At 66.6% G+C, this 15,647-nt stretch carries 14 protein-coding genes; 6 read left to right on the top strand and 8 right to left on the bottom strand.

From position 1 onward, the window contains the following. The first annotated feature begins 11 nt into the window (after positions 1-11). Entirely contained in the window at positions 12-1,031 is a 1,020-nt protein-coding gene (locus WT26_RS22395) for a zinc-dependent alcohol dehydrogenase family protein (RefSeq protein WP_069273972.1), read from the top strand. Between the two features lie 64 nt (positions 1,032-1,095). On the opposite strand, the gene WT26_RS22390 is transcribed toward WT26_RS22395, so the two are convergent. Next, positions 1,096-1,881 (bottom strand): ABC transporter substrate-binding protein, encoded by a 786-nt coding sequence (locus WT26_RS22390; protein WP_069273971.1) that lies wholly within the window; start codon positions 1,879-1,881, stop codon positions 1,096-1,098. A 53-nt stretch (positions 1,882-1,934) separates the two neighbouring features. Next, positions 1,935-3,104, bottom strand: a complete 1,170-nt coding sequence (locus WT26_RS22385) for a M20 aminoacylase family protein (protein WP_069275108.1) — start codon at positions 3,102-3,104, stop codon at positions 1,935-1,937. Between the two features lie 135 nt (positions 3,105-3,239). Between WT26_RS22385 and WT26_RS22380 the strand changes: the two genes are divergently transcribed. The 5 genes from WT26_RS22380 (at position 3,240) to WT26_RS22360 (ending at position 7,304) form a co-directional block, all read left to right on the top strand. Beyond that, positions 3,240-4,199: a LysR substrate-binding domain-containing protein gene (locus WT26_RS22380; RefSeq protein WP_069273970.1), complete on the top strand. Its 960-nt coding sequence runs from the start codon at positions 3,240-3,242 to the stop codon at positions 4,197-4,199. Between the two features lie 199 nt (positions 4,200-4,398). Beyond that, the gene (locus tag WT26_RS22375) at positions 4,399-4,689 is read left to right on the top strand and encodes a co-chaperone GroES (protein WP_011356207.1); all 291 of its coding nucleotides are present in this window, start codon (positions 4,399-4,401) and stop codon (positions 4,687-4,689) included. Between the two features lie 12 nt (positions 4,690-4,701). Beyond that, complete coding sequence (groL, locus tag WT26_RS22370) at positions 4,702-6,345, top strand: chaperonin GroEL (RefSeq protein ID WP_069273969.1); 1,644 nt, start codon at positions 4,702-4,704, stop codon at positions 6,343-6,345. Between the two features lie 403 nt (positions 6,346-6,748). Then, positions 6,749-7,045, top strand: a complete 297-nt coding sequence (locus WT26_RS36165) for a type II toxin-antitoxin system Phd/YefM family antitoxin (RefSeq protein ID WP_059717108.1) — start codon at positions 6,749-6,751, stop codon at positions 7,043-7,045. Further along, positions 6,999-7,304: a Txe/YoeB family addiction module toxin gene (locus WT26_RS22360; RefSeq protein ID WP_045564357.1), complete on the top strand. Its 306-nt coding sequence runs from the start codon at positions 6,999-7,001 to the stop codon at positions 7,302-7,304. Before WT26_RS36165 ends, WT26_RS22360 begins: the two co-directional genes overlap by 47 nt. 335 nt (positions 7,305-7,639) lie before the next feature. Here WT26_RS22360 and acnB read toward each other — a convergent pair whose 3' ends face one another. The 6 genes from acnB to WT26_RS22330 all read right to left on the bottom strand — a co-directional run bounded on the left by acnB (position 7,640) and on the right by WT26_RS22330 (position 15,641). After that, on the bottom strand, positions 7,640-10,225 hold the full coding sequence (gene acnB, locus WT26_RS22355; protein ID WP_059522438.1) for a bifunctional aconitate hydratase 2/2-methylisocitrate dehydratase: 2,586 nt from the start codon (positions 10,223-10,225) through the stop codon (positions 7,640-7,642). Positions 10,226-10,671: 446 nt separating this feature from the next. Next, entirely contained in the window at positions 10,672-11,559 is an 888-nt protein-coding gene (locus WT26_RS22350) for an ABC transporter permease (protein ID WP_060228398.1), read from the bottom strand. Continuing rightward, positions 11,556-12,479, bottom strand: coding sequence for an ABC transporter ATP-binding protein (locus tag WT26_RS22345; protein ID WP_069273968.1), 924 nt, complete (start codon positions 12,477-12,479; stop codon positions 11,556-11,558). The genes WT26_RS22350 and WT26_RS22345 overlap by 4 nt, the downstream gene beginning before the upstream one ends. Positions 12,480-12,604: 125 nt before the next feature. Further along, the gene (locus WT26_RS22340) at positions 12,605-13,660 is read right to left on the bottom strand and encodes an ABC transporter substrate-binding protein (RefSeq protein ID WP_069270881.1); all 1,056 of its coding nucleotides are present in this window, start codon (positions 13,658-13,660) and stop codon (positions 12,605-12,607) included. Positions 13,661-13,704: 44 nt separating this feature from the next. Continuing rightward, complete coding sequence (locus WT26_RS22335) at positions 13,705-14,607, bottom strand: TauD/TfdA dioxygenase family protein (protein WP_069270880.1); 903 nt, start codon at positions 14,605-14,607, stop codon at positions 13,705-13,707. A 242-nt stretch (positions 14,608-14,849) separates the two neighbouring features. Then, entirely contained in the window at positions 14,850-15,641 is a 792-nt protein-coding gene (locus WT26_RS22330; RefSeq protein WP_069275107.1) for an alpha/beta fold hydrolase, read from the bottom strand. Positions 15,642-15,647: the final 6 nt, after the last annotated feature.

Raw genomic sequence — 15,647 nt, 5'->3', positions numbered from 1 at the left:
CAGGAGTCGACATGCACGCATGGCAAGTGAAACCCGGCACCGGCATCGCCGGTTTGCAGCGCATCGACGCACCGCGCCGTCCGGTGGGCCCGAATGACGTCGTCGTGAAGATCCACTCGGCCGGCCTGAACTATCGCGACCTGATGTTCGCGCGCGGCGACTATCTCGGCATCGGCAAGGAAGCGCTGATTCCGGTTGCCGACGGCGCCGGCGAAGTCATCGAAACCGGCCGCGACGTCACGCGCTTCAAGCCCGGCGATCGCGTGATCAACACCTACTTCCCGCGCTGGATCGACGGGCCGCCGACGCCGCAGAAAACCGCGGGGTCGCCCGGCGCGCAATTCGACGGCGTGCTGGCCGAACACTTCGTGTCCGACGAAGCGGCGCTCGTCGCGATTCCCGCGCATCTGGACTACGACGAGGCGGCGACGCTGTCGTGCGCGGGCATCACCGCCTGGAACGCGCTGTTCGCCGACGGCGGCCTGCGGCCGGGCGCCACCGTCGTGCTGCTCGGCACCGGCGGTGTGTCGATCGTCGCGCTGCAGCTCGCGCATGCCGCGGGGCTGCGCACCATCGTCACGTCGTCGAGCGACGCGAAGCTCGAACGTGCCCGCGCGCTCGGTGCGGACGCAACCATCAACTATCGCGCCGCGCCCGAATGGCAGCACGACGTGCTGCGGCTCACCGACGGCGCGGGGGCGGACCTGGTCGTCGAAGTCGGCGGCAAGGATACGCTGCCGCGCTCGGTCGCCGCGACGAAGATGGGCGGCACCGTATCGGTGATCGGCGGCCTCAGCAGCTTCGGCGGCCCCGAACTCGGGCTGCTGTCGCTGATCGGCGGGATCCGGCGGCTGCAGGGGATCATGGTCGGCAGCCGCGCGATGCTCGATGCGGTGGCCGGGCTCGTCGACGCGCGCAAGATCAAGCCGGTGGTCGATCGCGTGTTCGGCTTCGACGAAGCACCGCAGGCGTACGCGTACCTGCAGTCGGGGCAGCACTTCGGCAAGGTCGTGATCCGGGTCGCCCGGTAACGCGCATGGCCGGGGCCGCGTGGCGGCGTCGACGCTTCGGCGGCTCGGCGCCGGCGTGCGCGGCTTACTTCGCGCCGTAGATGTCGAAATCGAAGTACTTCCGGTTGATCTTCTGGTACGTGCCGTTCGCGAGGATCGTCGCGAGCGCGCGATTGAACGCGTCGCGCAGGTCGTTGTCCTGCTTGCGCAGCCCGAGCCCGTCGCCCTGCCCGAAATACTTCACGTCGTCGATCGCCGCGCCGACGAACGCGAAATCCTTGCCCTGCGGCTTCTTCAGGAAGCCGTCGCTGGCCGCGATCGAGGCCTGGAACGCCGCGTCGAGCCGCCCCGTCACGAGGTCGGCGTACACCTGGTCCTGGTTCTGGTACGACACGATCTGCACGCCGGCCGGCTGCCAGTTCGCGATCGCGTAGTCGGCCTGCGCGGAGCCCTGCTCGACGCCCACGCGCTTGCCCTTCAGCGCGTCGGCCGTCGGCAGCAGCGGCGAGCCCCTGCGCGCGATCAGCCGCGCCGGCGCGTTCGAGATCCGGTTCGTGAACGCGATCTGCTGCATCCGCTTCGGCGTGATCGTCATCGACGACGCGATCACGTCGAACTTGCGCGCGAGCAGCCCCGGGATCATCCCGTCGAAGCTCGACTCGACCCACACGCAGCGCGCATGCAGCTCCGCGCACAACGCGTTGGTGATGTCGATCCCGAAACCCGTCAGCGTGCCGTCGGGCTGCTTGTATTCGAGCGGCGGATAGGTCGGATCGACCCCGAGGCGGATCTCCTTGCCCGCCCAGTCGCCGCCTGCGTGCGCCGCGCCCGCCGCGAGCGTCATCGCAACTGCCGCCATCCACTTCTTCATTGCCTGTCTCCTTGTGTGTACCTGAACGTATGAACCGGAATCGCCGTGCCGCGTCAGCCGAGAAACCGCTCCGCCAGCGCAATCCAGTAGCTCGCGCCGGTGGCCAGGCACGCGTCGTTGAAGTCGTAGCCGGGGTGGTGCAGCCCGCAGCCGGCCGCGCCGTCGCCGTTGCCGATCGACAGGTAGCTGCCCGGGCAGGCTTCGAGCATGAACGCGAAATCCTCGCTCGCCGCGATCGGCTGCATCTGTTCGATCAGCGCGCCATCGCCGCCCCATTCGCGGGCGACGTCGCGCGCGAAGGCGGTTTCGGCCGGGTGATTGACGAGCACCGGATAGTCGTGCCGGTAGTCGATCTCGGCCGTCGCGCCGTAGCTCGCGGCCTGCCCGTGCACGATCTCGCGAATGCGCCGTTCGAGCAGCGCGCGCACGTCCGGCGACAGCGCGCGCACGCTCAGCGCCAGCTCCGCGTGCGGCGGGATCACGTTCGACGCGGTGCCCGCATGGATCGAGCCGGCCGTCACGATCGCCAGGTCCTGCGGGTTCACGTTGCGCGACACGACGGTCTGCAGCGCCATCACGATCGACGCGCAGACGACCACCGGATCGATCGTCGTATGCGGCGCCGCGCCATGCCCGCCGCGCCCGGTCACGCGCACGCGCACCTCGTCGGCCGATGCCATCGCCGGGCCGTCGCAGAAGCCGAGCACGCCGGCCGGCAGGCCCGGCACGTTGTGCATCGCGAACACCGCGTCGCACGGAAACTGCTCGAACAGCCCGTCGTCGATCATCCGCTTCGCGCCGCCGAGCCCTTCCTCGGCCGGCTGGAAAATCAGGTTCAGCGTGCCGCGGAACCGTTCGCGTTCCGCCAGGCAGCGCGCCGCCGCCAGCAGCATCGCCGTATGGCCGTCGTGGCCGCACGCATGCATCACGCCGTCGCACCGGCTCGCATGCGGCAGCCCGGTCGCCTCGCGGATCGGCAGTGCGTCCATGTCCGCGCGCAGCCCGAGCCGCTTCCCGGCGCCTCGCGTCAACGTGCCGACCACGCCCGTGCCGCCGAGCCCGCGCGTCACCCGATAACCCCACGTTGTCAGGTACTCGGCCACGAGGCCGCTCGTCGCGTGTTCCTCGAAGCCGAGCTCCGGATGCGCGTGCAGCCGTCGGCGCAACGCGATCATGTCCGCTTCGATTGCCGCCATTTCGGGCGGAATGCGTGTCGAATCCAATTTCCCGCTCCCCGGTTCCGTATCGCCGACGATCGCCGGATGGCCGATCGTTGGCCGCATCGTAGGCAGCGAAAATCCCGGCGAACAGCCGCGGTTTCGTTATGATGACAACCTTTCGTTGTTGGGTATCGCACCATGGGTACGATCAAGCTGCATCAGCTTCAGGCGCTCGTCGCGAGCGCGGAGGCCGGGAGCATCCGCGGCGCGGCGCGCACGCTCGGGTTGTCGCAGGCGGCCGTCACGCGCGCGCTGCGCGAACTGGAGGCCGGCGAGCGCCTGCCGCTGCTCGTGCGCGCGCCGGAGGGGATCGGCTTCACCGACTACGGCAAGACACTGCTCACGCACGCGAAGCTCGTGCTGAAGCAGCTCGAACACGCACAGAGCGATCTCGAACGCATGCGCGGCCGCATCGAGGGCCGGCTGAGCATCGGCGTGACGCCGTGGCTCACGATGACGTTCCTCGCGGAAACGGTGCTGCGCTTTCGCGAGCGGATGCCCGACGTGCGCCTCGAGCTCTACGAAGCGCTGATGGCCGTCGCGCAGCCGCTGCTGCGCGACGGCAGCATGGATTTCGCGCTCGGGCACGTGCAACCGGGCGGCACGCAGGAATTCGCGTTCGAGCCGATGCTGCGCTACGAGACGTCGGTGATGGTGCGCGCCGGCCATCCGCTCGAACGCGCGCGCTCGATCCACGACCTGCTCGATAACGACTGGGTGCTGAATTTCCCGGCCGACGGGCAGGCCGCGCTCGTCGACTACCTGTTCACGCGCCACGGTGCCGACATCGACGAACGGCGCATCGTCCGTGCGCAGTCGGTGGCGATGCTGCAGACGATGCTCGAACAGGCCGACATGTGCACGTGGTGCCCGACGATCCTCGCCGGCGTGCCGCCGTTCGGCGAACGGATGCGCGCGTTGCAGCTGAAGGAGACGTTCGAGCCGCGCGACCTCGGGATCGTCACGCGGCGCAGCAGCACGTTGAGCGACGCGGCGCGCTGCTTCATCGACTGCCTGCTGCACGTGATCCGCCGCCATGCGCGATCGGCACGCAAGGAAGACCTCGCGTTGTTCCGCACCCTGACGCTGCTGATCTGACGCGGCGCGCTTCTATCTGGTTTTCATCTGCGCTTGTCGGCTCGCCGCCGCGCGCCGCTCCCGCTCGCCGCGCGCCCCAATTCACGCCCGCGCAAATGCATTTCGCAATCCGTTATTGGATCGCGCCGGCGCGCATTTTTATACTCGTCAGCACTCTCCGATGCAGAGTGCCAATCACACATTCCGACAGGACGAACCAATGAGCCTACGCCCCTTGCACGACCGCGTGATCGTGAAGCGACTCGACCAGGAAACCACCACCGCTTCGGGCATCGTGATCCCCGACAGCGCCGCGGAAAAACCCGACCAGGGTGAAGTGATTGCCGTCGGCCCCGGCCGCAAGGATGCGGACGGCCAGCGCATCGTGCCCGACCTGCAGGTCGGCGAGCGCGTGCTGTTCGGCAAGTACGCGGGCCAGGCCGTCAAGGTGGACGGCAATGAGTTCCTCGTGCTGCGCGAGGAAGACATCGTCGCAGTCGTCAATCAATAACGGAGCGCAATCATGGCAGCGAAGGAAATCATTTTCAGCGACGTTGCACGTGCGAAGCTGACCGAAGGCGTGAACATTCTCGCGAACGCGGTGAAGGTCACGCTCGGGCCGAAGGGCCGCAACGTCGTGCTCGAACGCAGCTTCGGCGCGCCGGTCGTCACGAAGGACGGCGTGTCGGTCGCGAAGGAAATCGAACTCGCGGACAAGCTGCAGAACATCGGCGCGCAGCTCGTGAAGGAAGTCGCGTCGCGCACCAGCGATGCGGCCGGCGACGGCACCACGACGGCCACCGTGCTCGCGCAGGCGATCGTCCGCGAAGGCCAGAAGTACGTCGCGGCCGGGCTCAATCCGCTCGACCTGAAGCGCGGCATCGACAAGGCGGTCGCGGCGGCCGTCGACGAGCTGAAGAAGATCAGCCGCCCGACCACCACGAGCAAGGAAATCGCGCAGGTCGCGACGATCTCCGCGAACGGCGAGGAGTCGATCGGCCAGCGCATCGCGGAAGCGATCGACCGCGTCGGCAAGGAAGGCGTGATCACCGTCGAGGACGGCAAGTCGCTCGCGGACGAGCTCGATGTCGTCGAAGGGCTGCAGTTCGATCGCGGCTACCTGTCGCCGTATTTCATCAACAATCCCGACAAGCAGATCGCCGAGATCGAAAGCCCGTACATCCTGCTGCACGACAAGAAGATCTCGAACATCCGCGACCTGCTGCCGGTGCTCGAACAGGTCGCGAAATCGGGCCGGCCGCTGCTGATCATCGCGGAAGACGTCGAAGGCGAAGCGCTCGCGACGCTGGTCGTCAACAACATCCGCGGCATCCTGAAGACGGTGGCCGTGAAGGCGCCGGGCTTCGGCGACCGCCGCAAGGCGCTGCTCGAAGACATCGCGATCCTGACCGGCGGGCAGGTGATCGCCGAGGAAACGGGCCTGACGCTCGAGAAGGCGACGCTGGCGGAACTCGGCCAGGCGAAGCGCATCGAGGTCGGCAAGGAAAACACGACGGTGATCGACGGCGCCGGCGATGCGAAGAACATCGAGGCGCGCGTGAAGCAGATCCGCGTGCAGATCGAGGAAGCGACGTCGGACTACGACCGCGAGAAACTGCAGGAACGCGTCGCGAAGCTCGCTGGCGGCGTGGCGGTCATCAAGGTCGGCGGCGCCACCGAGATCGAGGTGAAGGAAAAGAAGGACCGCGTCGACGACGCGCTGCACGCCACGCGCGCGGCCGTCGAGGAAGGCATCGTGCCGGGCGGCGGCGTCGCGCTGATCCGCGTGCGGCAGGCGATCCGCGAACTGCAGGGCGTGAACGCCGACCAGAACGCGGGCATCAAGATCGTGCTGCGCGCACTCGAGGAACCGCTGCGCCAGATCGTCACGAACGCGGGCGAGGAAGCGAGCGTCGTCGTCGCGAAGGTGGCCGAAGGCTCGGGCAACTTCGGGTACAACGCGCAGACGGGCGAATACGGCGACCTCGTCGAGTCGGGCGTGCTCGATCCGACCAAGGTCACGCGTACGGCGCTGCAGAACGCGGCGTCGGTGGCCGGGTTGCTGCTGACGACCGATGCGACCGTGCATGAGGCACCGAAGGAGGCGGGGCCGGTGGGCGGCGCACCGGAAGCAGGGGCCGGCGGGCCGGGGTTCGGCGGATTCTGACGGGAAAGCCGGTGCGTCCGTTCGCGGGGGTGCCGGTGTGAAACACAAGGCGCGCGATGCCTCGGGGTGTCGCGCGCTTTTTTATTGGTCCGTCACGAAATAGCGTGAACGACAGATAAGAACTCGACTTGGATACGTCGAAGACCAAGCTCGTCCATCGCGACAGGGATGGATGGCAGAATGGTACAAAACTATGTACAATAGCGAAGCATTCGCCCCCTTTGTCAGGGTCGATCCTTGGACTATAGGAATGCGGAAGCGATATGGCGCATAACGCCTTCACTGGATGCCGTCCCCATCAAACTCGGGACGGCGAACACGCCGCTCTTGCCTTCTCGGGCGGGAGCGTGAACGTAGACGCTTGCGCCCGGAGCCGGGTAGCAGGCAAGCGAGAAAGCTCGATATGAACATCCTGACTTTTAGTGAGGCGCGAGCCGGCTTCAAGCAGGCTCTGGACGCGGTGTGCAAGGATCACGAACCGACGATAATCACCCGTCAGCGCGGGGAACATGTCGTCATGATTTCGCTGGAGGACTACAACAGCCTGCAGGAGACACTGCATCTGTTGGGCACCCCGACGAACGCTGACCGACTGCGCCAATCCATTGCTGAATTCAAGGCCGGCAAGACCTCTGTAAAGGAATTGCTGACACATGACACAGAAAAAGAAGGCGAAAAACAAGGCCGCAGCGGTAAGTAACTGCAAGGTTGCATGGTCGACGAACGCTTGGGACGATTACCTGTACTGGCAGGAAAAAAACCTCGCAATCGTCGCCGAGATCAACGGCCTGATTGAGGAGATCTCCCGAGATCCTTTCAAGGGCACTGGCAAGCCGGAGCCCTTGAAAGGCGACCTGACCGGTTTCTGGTCACGTCGCATCACGAAAGCTGATCGCCTCGTGTACATCGTCCAGGACAGCATCATCTACGTGATGCAGTGTCGGTACCATTACGACTGATGTCGTACCCGGAAAGCACCGGCGACGGTGCTTTTTCGTTCTCCGTGGCTATGGTCAATGCCCACGGCATTCCACAGCGCACCCCAAGGACGATCGCCGAAGGTCATCCGGCAATTGATTTGAGTTTCAAGTCGCACTGCTGTTAACGCCTTGTAGCCGGCTTCCCTGCAGCGGTCGCGATAACCAGTCTATTCCTTCGGACACCGCTTTCCTTTTGGGCGCGCCTTCACGCTAATCCGTGAAGAACCCAAAAAAACGGCGCCGCAAGCATTCCGCCTGCGGCGCCATTGCGTGGCGCTACGACGCGAACCACACGCCGTAGCCCGACAGCACGCTTACATCTGCACGGTGTCGGCGACTTCCTTGAAGTCTTCGATCTGGTCGAAGTTCATGTACTTGTAGATCTTGTCGCCGTTCGCGCTGAGCACGCCCATGTCGGCCATGTACTCTTCCTTGGTCGGGATCTTGCCCAGACGCGAGCAGATCGCGGCCAGTTCCGCCGAGCCGAGATACACGTTCGTGTTCTTGCCCAGACGGTTCGGGAAGTTGCGGGTCGACGTCGACATGACCGTCGCGCCTTCGCGCACCTGAGCCTGGTTACCCATGCACAGCGAGCAGCCCGGCATTTCGGTACGCGCACCGGCCGTGCCGAACACGCCGTAGTGGCCTTCTTCCGTCAGCTGCTTCTGGTCCATCTTGGTCGGCGGCGCGACCCACAGCTTGACCGGGATGTCGCGCTTGCCTTCCAGCAGCTTCGACGCGGCACGGAAGTGACCGATGTTGGTCATGCACGAGCCGATGAACACCTCGTCGATCTTCGCGCCGGCGACGTCCGACAGCGTCTTCACGTCGTCCGGGTCGTTCGGGCACGCGACGATCGGCTCGTGGATGTCGGCGAGGTCGATCTCGATGACGGCCGCATACTCGGCGTCGGCATCCGGCGACAGCAGTTGCGGGTCGGCCAGCCACTGTTCCATCGCCGCGATCCGGCGCTGCAGGCTGCGCGGATCCTGGTAGCCCTGCGCGATCATCCACTTCAGCAGCGTGATGTTGCTGTTCAGGTATTCGATGATCGGCTCCTTGTTCAGGCGCACCGAGCAACCGGCGGCCGAACGCTCGGCGGACGCATCCGACAGCTCGAACGCTTGCTCGACCTTCAGGTCGGGCAGGCCTTCGATTTCGAGGATGCGGCCCGAGAAGATGTTCTTCTTGCCTTGCTTGGCGACCGTCAGCATGCCTTGCTTGATCGCGTACAGCGGGATCGCGTTCACGAGGTCGCGCAGCGTGACGCCCGGCTGCATCTTGCCCTTGAAGCGGACCAGCACCGATTCCGGCATGTCCAGCGGCATCGTGCCGGTGGCGGCCGCGAACGCGACCAGGCCCGAACCTGCCGGGAAGCTGATGCCGATCGGGAAACGCGTGTGCGAATCGCCGCCGGTGCCGACGGTGTCGGGCAGCAGCATGCGGTTCAGCCACGAGTGGATCACGCCGTCGCCCGGGCGCAGCGCGATGCCGCCGCGCGTGCTGATGAAGTTCGGCAGCGTCTGGTGCGTCTTCACGTCGACCGGTTTCGGATACGCGGCGGTGTGGCAGAACGACTGCATCACGAGGTCGGCCGAGAAGCCGAGGCACGCGAGATCCTTCAGTTCGTCGCGGGTCATCGGGCCCGTGGTGTCCTGCGAGCCGACCGAGGTCATCTTCGGTTCGCAGTACGTGCCCGGGCGCACGCCCTGGCCTTCCGGCAGACCGCACGCGCGGCCGACCATCTTCTGCGCGAGCGAGAAACCCTTGCCGCTGTCAGCCGGCTGGTGCGGCAGGCGGAACAGCGTCGACGGCGCGAGGCCCAGCGCTTCACGCGCCTTCGCGGTCAGGCCGCGGCCGATGATCAGCGGAATGCGGCCGCCGGCGCGCACTTCGTCGAACAGCACGTCGGACTTGACCTGGAATTCGGCGATGACCTTGCCGTCCTTCAGCGCCTTGCCTTCGTACGGGCGCAGTTCGACCACGTCGCCCATTTCCATCTGCGACACGTCGAGCTCGATCGGCAGTGCGCCGGCGTCTTCCATCGTGTTGTAGAAGATCGGGGCGATCTTGCCGCCGAGGCACACGCCGCCGAAGCGCTTGTTCGGCACGAACGGGATGTCTTCGCCGGTGAACCACAGCACCGAGTTGGTGGCCGACTTGCGCGAGGAGCCGGTGCCGACCACGTCGCCGACGTAGGCGACTAGGTGACCCTTTTCCTTCAGCGATTCGATGAACTTGACCGGGCCGCGCTTGCCGTCTTCTTCCGGCGTGATGCCCGGGCGTGCGTTCTTCAGCATCGCCAGCGCGTGCATCGGGATGTCCGGGCGGGTGGTGGCGTCCGGGGCCGGCGACAGGTCGTCGGTGTTGGTTTCGCCCGTCACCTTGAACACGGTGATGGTCAGGCTTTGCGGCACTTCCGGACGGCTCGTGAACCATTCGGCGTCGGCCCAGCTTTGCAGCACGGCCTTCGCGTGCACGTTGCCCTTGTCGGCGAGTTCCTTGACGTCGTGGAACTGGTCGAACATCAGCAGGGTTTTCTTCAGTGCGTCAGCGGCGACGGCAGCGACTGCCTCGTCGGACAGCAGCTCGATCAGCGGCTGGATGTTGTAGCCGCCCAGCATCGTGCCGAGCAGTTCGGTGGCGCGTTCGCGCGAGATCAGCGGGCAGGCGGTCTCGCCCTTGGCCACGGCGGCCAGGAAGCCGGCCTTCACGCGCGCGGCTTCGTCGACGCCGGCGGGCACGCGATGGGTGATCAGGTCGACGAGCGTCTGCTCTTCGCCGGCGGGCGGGTTGGTCAGCAGTTCGACCAGTTCGGCGGTCTGCTGAGCCGTCAGCGGCAGGGGAGGAATACCGAGCGCGGCGCGGGCGGCCACGTGAGCACGAAAGTTTTCAAGCATGGGGAGACCTGCTGATATTGCGTTTGAGGGGAAGGCCTTGCCGGCACTCCGGGCTGTTCCAGGCACTGCTTTGACGATCGCGATTCTAATCGCAATATCCCGCAACGTCAAATGTCTTATGTCTTATATAAGAGTTGAAAGACGAGGCATCGGAAATCGTGGCTGCAAGGGGGAACCAACCGAATCGGCCTTTGCGCGCGAAATCCGGCTGCTTGCATGGGAGCCTTGCCGCACAAGGCATGCCGGGAAATTCCGGCTATCGTCGGCAGGAACGGAGACGATCTGCGGCAAGCTGCCCGACCGCGATTTTCGATCGTCCTCTGACATGAGGCAGCCCCTGTCGGGGCTGAATTTCGTTATGTGATATTGGGGCGCGAGCCGTTCGAGGCCGCCACGGCGACCGCATTCCCATGCGTATGGGAGGTGCGGCCGACCATGCCGCTGCTTCAGTGCTGCACACCCCACCGCCGCACCGTCAGCCGCTCGAGCGTATCGAACACGAGATGCTCGACGAGCAACCCGATCACGATCACCGCCGCGAGCCCCGCGAACACGCGGTCCGTATACAGCTCGTTGCGATTCTGGAAGATGTACCAGCCGAGCCCGCCCTGCCCCGCGCTCGCGCCGAACACGAGTTCCGCGGCGATCAGCGTGCGCCACGCGAACGCCCAGCCGACGCGCAATCCCGCGAGAATCGACGGCAGCGCGGCCGGCACGAGGATCAGCGCGACCTGCTTCAGCCCCGTGAGTCCGTAGTTGCGGCCGGCCATCCGCAGCGTCGCGGGCACGCCGAGAAAACCCGTGTACATGTTCAGCGCGAGCGGCCACAGCACCGCGTGCACGAGCACGAACAGCAGGCTGCCGGTGCCGAGGCCGAACCACAGCAACGCGATCGGCAGCAGCGCGATCGACGGCAGCGGGTTGAACATCGACGTCAGCATCGACAGCAGGTCGCGGCCGATGCGCGTCGACACGGCAACCGACGTCAGCGCGAACGCGAGCACCACGCCGAGCGCATAGCCGCGCAGCAGCACCGACAGCGAGATGCCGGTCTTCACGAGCAGCTCGCCCGACGCGATGCCCTGCACGAATGCGACGAACGTCGCGCCGAAGGTCGGCACGAGCAGGTCGTTGGCGACGAGCCGCGCGGTGAGTTCCCATGCGCCGATCAGCACCAGCGCGATCAGCGCACGGCGAAACCAGCCGGCGTCCAGCACGCGTCGCGCGAGCGGCACGGGAACCGCGCGTTCGACGTCGAGCGGCGCCTGCAGCGGCAGTTCGTATTCCGCGCGCACCGGCGGCAGCGGCGGCAGAGTCGGATGCGGCGTGCTCATCGTTCGGTCTCCTGCGCGAACTCGTCGTTCGTCTCGAACAGCAGCCGGTGAATGCGCGCGACGCTGTCGCGGAAATCGGCGCGGCCGACGCTGTCCTGCGAATACGCGTGACTGTTGAGCTCCGCGCGCACGCGGCCCGGGTGTGGCGACAGCAGCAGAATGCGGTTGCCGACGACGAGCGCCTCCTCGATCGAATGCGTGACGAACAGCAGCGTGAAGCGCACGTCGTCCCACAGCCGCAGCAGCTCCTCCTGCATCTTGCGGCGGGTCAGCGCGTCGAGCGCACCGAACGGCTCGTCCATCAGCAGGATGCGCGGGCGGTTCGCCAGCGCGCGGGCGATCGCCACGCGCTGCTTCATGCCGCCGGACAGCGTGTGTGGATACGCATCGGCGAATGCCGCGAGGCCCACCTTGTCGAGATAGTGCAATGCGCGCTCGCGCGCTTCGGCGCGCGGCAGCTTCTTCGCGACGCGCAGCGGGAACGCGACGTTCTCGGCAACCGTCTTCCACGGCGGCAACTGATCGAATTCCTGAAACACGACGACGCGATCGGCGCCGGGCCCGCGCACCGGCTCGCCGCCGAGCGCGATCGTGCCGGACGCCGGCTCGATGAAGCCTGCGATCGCCTTCAGCAGCGTCGACTTGCCGCAACCGGACGGCCCGAGCAGCACGAAGCGGTCGCCGCCGTACACGTCGAAGCTCACCTGATGCGTCGCGCGGACGATGCGCGCGCGGCTGCGGTATTCGAGACTCACGCGGTCGATCGCGAGCAGGCGCTCGCTGGGCGTGGATGGCGCGGCTGCGTCCGGCGCGGGCCGGACGTCGGCGGCCGGCGCGCCGGCCGCGGCCCGCGTGACAGGCGACGGCCCCGGACGCGCCGCTGCGGGCAGCGTCCAGCTTCTTGACGTGGTGACGTTCACGATAAGGATTCCTGCAAGCAAAACGTCACCATACGGTCGGCCGGTGCACACACCAACCAATCATTGCGCATATTCAAACCATCGCGGCGCATAAACATCGATTGCGCCGCTCGAACGGCCGCCGCTCAGCTCCCGCCCGCCGTCGCGGGATCATCGAAGAAGTAATCGCGCCACGATTTCGGCTCGTTGCGGATCGCGCCGATCCGGTACATGAACTGCGCGAGCTTGAACGTGTTCTGCGGCGCGGTCTTGAATTGCACCTGTGGATTGCGCACGATCTTCAGCAGCAGCGCGCGGTCGATCTTCGAGCCGTTCGCGCGGATGTAGGCGTCCGCCGCGCGCTCGGGGTCGGCCACGATCACGCGTGCGGCTTCCGCAAGCGCCGCGACGAATGCGCGATAGGTCTTCGGGTTCTCGTTGCGGAACTTCTCGGTCGCGTAGAGCACGGTCGCCGAGCTCGGGCCGCCCAGCACGTCGTATGAATTCAGCACGATGTGCGCGTTCGGATTGCCCGCCAGCTCCTGCTCCTGGAACGGCGGATTGCCGAAGTGGGCGGTGATCACGCTGCCGTTCGCCAGAATCGCGGCCGTCGCGTCGGGGTGCGGAATCGCCTGCGTGAGGCCGTCGAGCTTCGCGTATTGCTGGTCGCCCCACTGCTTCGCAACCGCATACTGCAGCACGCGCGACTGCACGGACACGCCGACGGCCGGCACCGCGATGCGGTCCTTCGCGGTGAAGTCGGCGAGCGTCTTCACATTCGGATTGTTGCTGACGAGGTAGTACGGCAGGTTGCCGAGCGACGCGACGCCCTTCACGTTCTGCCGGCCATGCGTGCGGTCCCACACCGTCAGCAGCGGGCCGACGCCCGCGCCCGCGATGTCGACCGCGCCGGACAGCAGCGCGTCGTTCACGGCCGCGCCGCCCGACAGGCGCACCCAGTCGACCTTGATGTCGAGGCCCGCCTTGCGGCCTTCCTTCTCGATCAGCTGCTGGTCGCGCGCGACGTTCAGCATCAGGTAGACGACGCCGAACTGCTCGGCGATGCGGATCTGCCCTTCGGCGCGCGCGGGCCGCGCGGCCCCGAGGCCCGCGACGGCGAGCGCCGCGGCAAGCGTGGTGACGGCCGCACGGCGTGCGGACAGCGTCGTGCGGCCCAGTGCCGCGCGAATCGAGAACGACATCGGAACTCCAGTCGGAAGGAAGAAGGCAGGCAGCGGCGCGACGGTCAGAACGGCGCGTCGCCCTCGATCGTCGTGCGATACAGCTTGCGGCGCAGGTGGTCCGGCGTGCCGGCCGCGAGATGCATCAGCGAACGGTTGTCCCAGAACACGAGATCGTGGTCGCGCCACACGTGCCGGTATTGATGTTCGGCGCGCACGCTGTGCGCGAACAGTTCGTCGAGCAGCGCGCGGCTTTCGTCTTCGGGCAGGCCGACGATGCGCGTCGTGAAATGCTCGCTGACGAACAGCGCCTTGCGGCCCGTCTCCGGGTGCGTGCGCACGACCGGATGCACGACCGGCTTCACCTGCGCGATCTGCTCGGCGGACAGGTTCGGCCGCCACGGATTGCGCGCCTGCAGTTCCGCATAGCGCGCGAGATACGTATGCTCGGCGCGCAGCCCTTCGGCCGCGCGGCGCAGGTGCGCGGGCAGCGTGTCCCACGCGAGATGCATGTTCGCGAACAGCGTGTCGCCGCCTTCGGACGGCAGCTCCTGCGCATGCAGCAGCGAGCCGAGGCTCGGCTTTTCCTTGTACGACAGGTCGGAGTGCCAGAATTGACCGGCATCGCCGAGACCGATCGGCCGGCCATTCTCGACGACGTTCGACACGACCAGCACTTCCGGGTGCCCGGCCAGCCCGAACTGGTGCAGCACGTGGATCTGCAGCGGGCCGAAGCGGCGGCTGAACGCGATGTGCTGTTCCGGCGTGATGCGCTGGTCGCGGAACACCAGCACGTGATGATCGAGATGCGCGCGATGGATGCGTGCGAAGCCGGCTTCGTCGAGCGGCTTCGACAGGTCGAGGCCGATCACCTCTGCGCCCAGCGGCCCGTCGAATGCGCGAATCTCGAAGTGCTGCGGCGTCGCGCGCTGCGACGGCTCGGCGGTATGGGTAGCGATGATGGTCACGAAGCCGGCCCCGTCGAATGCGATGAAAACGCGAATCTACGATCGCACGTCGCGGCCCGTCAACGAAGCATATTCGATACGTTTATCTGCTGAACTGATAAGGATGACTGCTCGAGCATACGCGGCTGAGCCAACGCGGCGTACGTATGGCGATGGGCAAGGGGAAGCGATGGGTAACGCCGGCGCGCGCGCAACGACGTCGATGGGCCGCCGCGCGCTGCGCGCGGCGGCGCCGCGTTCGCTCAATGCGCGTCCTGCTTCGCGCGTTCCGCCGCCGCGATGATCGCATCGGCCACGGCCTTCGGCTGGCTCAGCATCGACACATGGCTGCCGTTCACCCGCGCGACCGTCGCGCCGATCCGCTTCGCCATCGCTTCCTGCAGCGTCGGATCGATCATCCTGTCCTGCGTCGCGACGACGAACGTCGACGGCTTCGCATGCCACGCGGCTTGCGCGACCTTCTCCGAAATGCAACCGCCGTACCACGGCCCCTGGGTCGCCGCGACGATGCGCTGCTGCGCGGGCGGCAGGTCCGGCGCGAAATCCTGCGCGATCGCCTTGTCCGACAGCCGTGCGAAGCCGGCCGCGTCCTTGCTCAGCTCGCCCGCCCACGACGGCGGCGGCAGCCCCTGCGTGACGTCCGCGATCGACTGGCCGTTGTCGGGCGCGAACGCGGCGACGTATACGAGCGACTTCACCTTGTCGTCGTTGCCCGCATCGGTGATCACGACACCGGCCCATGAATGGCCGACCAGCACGACCGGCCCCTTCTGCTCGTCGATCGCGCGCTTCGTCGCGGCTGCATCGTCGGCGAGCGAGCTCAGCGGATTCTGCACCGACACCACGTGCAGCCCGCGCGCCTCGAGCAGCGGGATCACGCGGTTCCAGCTCGACCCATCGGCGAATGCGCCGTGCACGAGCACGACGTTCGTGCCATTCAGGTCGTCCTTCGGTGCGGCATGGGCCGCCGCTGCGCCGAACAGTCCGCCGATCACCGCGGCGGAAATGAGAACCCGTTTCATCAAACGAACCATGGTCAT

The organism is Burkholderia cepacia, from assembly GCF_001718835.1.
Lineage (GTDB): Bacteria > Pseudomonadota > Gammaproteobacteria > Burkholderiales > Burkholderiaceae > Burkholderia > Burkholderia cepacia_F.
The sequence above is the reverse complement of the archived record's forward strand: the minus strand, read 5'-3'. Positions and strand labels throughout refer to the sequence as shown.

Bases quoted from the DNA above. Each gene is read 5' to 3' on its own strand.
- WT26_RS22395 (WP_069273972.1), top strand. From the start codon at position 12: ATGCACGCATGGCAAGTGAAACCCGGCACCGGCATCGCCGGTTTGCAG.
- WT26_RS22390 (WP_069273971.1), bottom strand. From the start codon at position 1,881: ATGAAGAAGTGGATGGCGGCAGTTGCGATGACGCTCGCGGCGGGCGCG.
- WT26_RS22380 (WP_069273970.1), top strand. From the start codon at position 3,240: ATGGGTACGATCAAGCTGCATCAGCTTCAGGCGCTCGTCGCGAGCGCG.
- WT26_RS22375 (WP_011356207.1), top strand. From the start codon at position 4,399: ATGAGCCTACGCCCCTTGCACGACCGCGTGATCGTGAAGCGACTCGAC.
- groL (WP_069273969.1), top strand. From the start codon at position 4,702: ATGGCAGCGAAGGAAATCATTTTCAGCGACGTTGCACGTGCGAAGCTG.
- WT26_RS36165 (WP_059717108.1), top strand. From the start codon at position 6,749: ATGAACATCCTGACTTTTAGTGAGGCGCGAGCCGGCTTCAAGCAGGCT.
- WT26_RS22360 (WP_045564357.1), top strand. From the start codon at position 6,999: ATGACACAGAAAAAGAAGGCGAAAAACAAGGCCGCAGCGGTAAGTAAC.
- acnB (WP_059522438.1), bottom strand. From the start codon at position 10,225: ATGCTTGAAAACTTTCGTGCTCACGTGGCCGCCCGCGCCGCGCTCGGT.
- WT26_RS22350 (WP_060228398.1), bottom strand. From the start codon at position 11,559: ATGAGCACGCCGCATCCGACTCTGCCGCCGCTGCCGCCGGTGCGCGCG.
- WT26_RS22340 (WP_069270881.1), bottom strand. From the start codon at position 13,660: ATGTCGTTCTCGATTCGCGCGGCACTGGGCCGCACGACGCTGTCCGCA.
- WT26_RS22330 (WP_069275107.1), bottom strand. From the start codon at position 15,641: ATGGTTCGTTTGATGAAACGGGTTCTCATTTCCGCCGCGGTGATCGGC.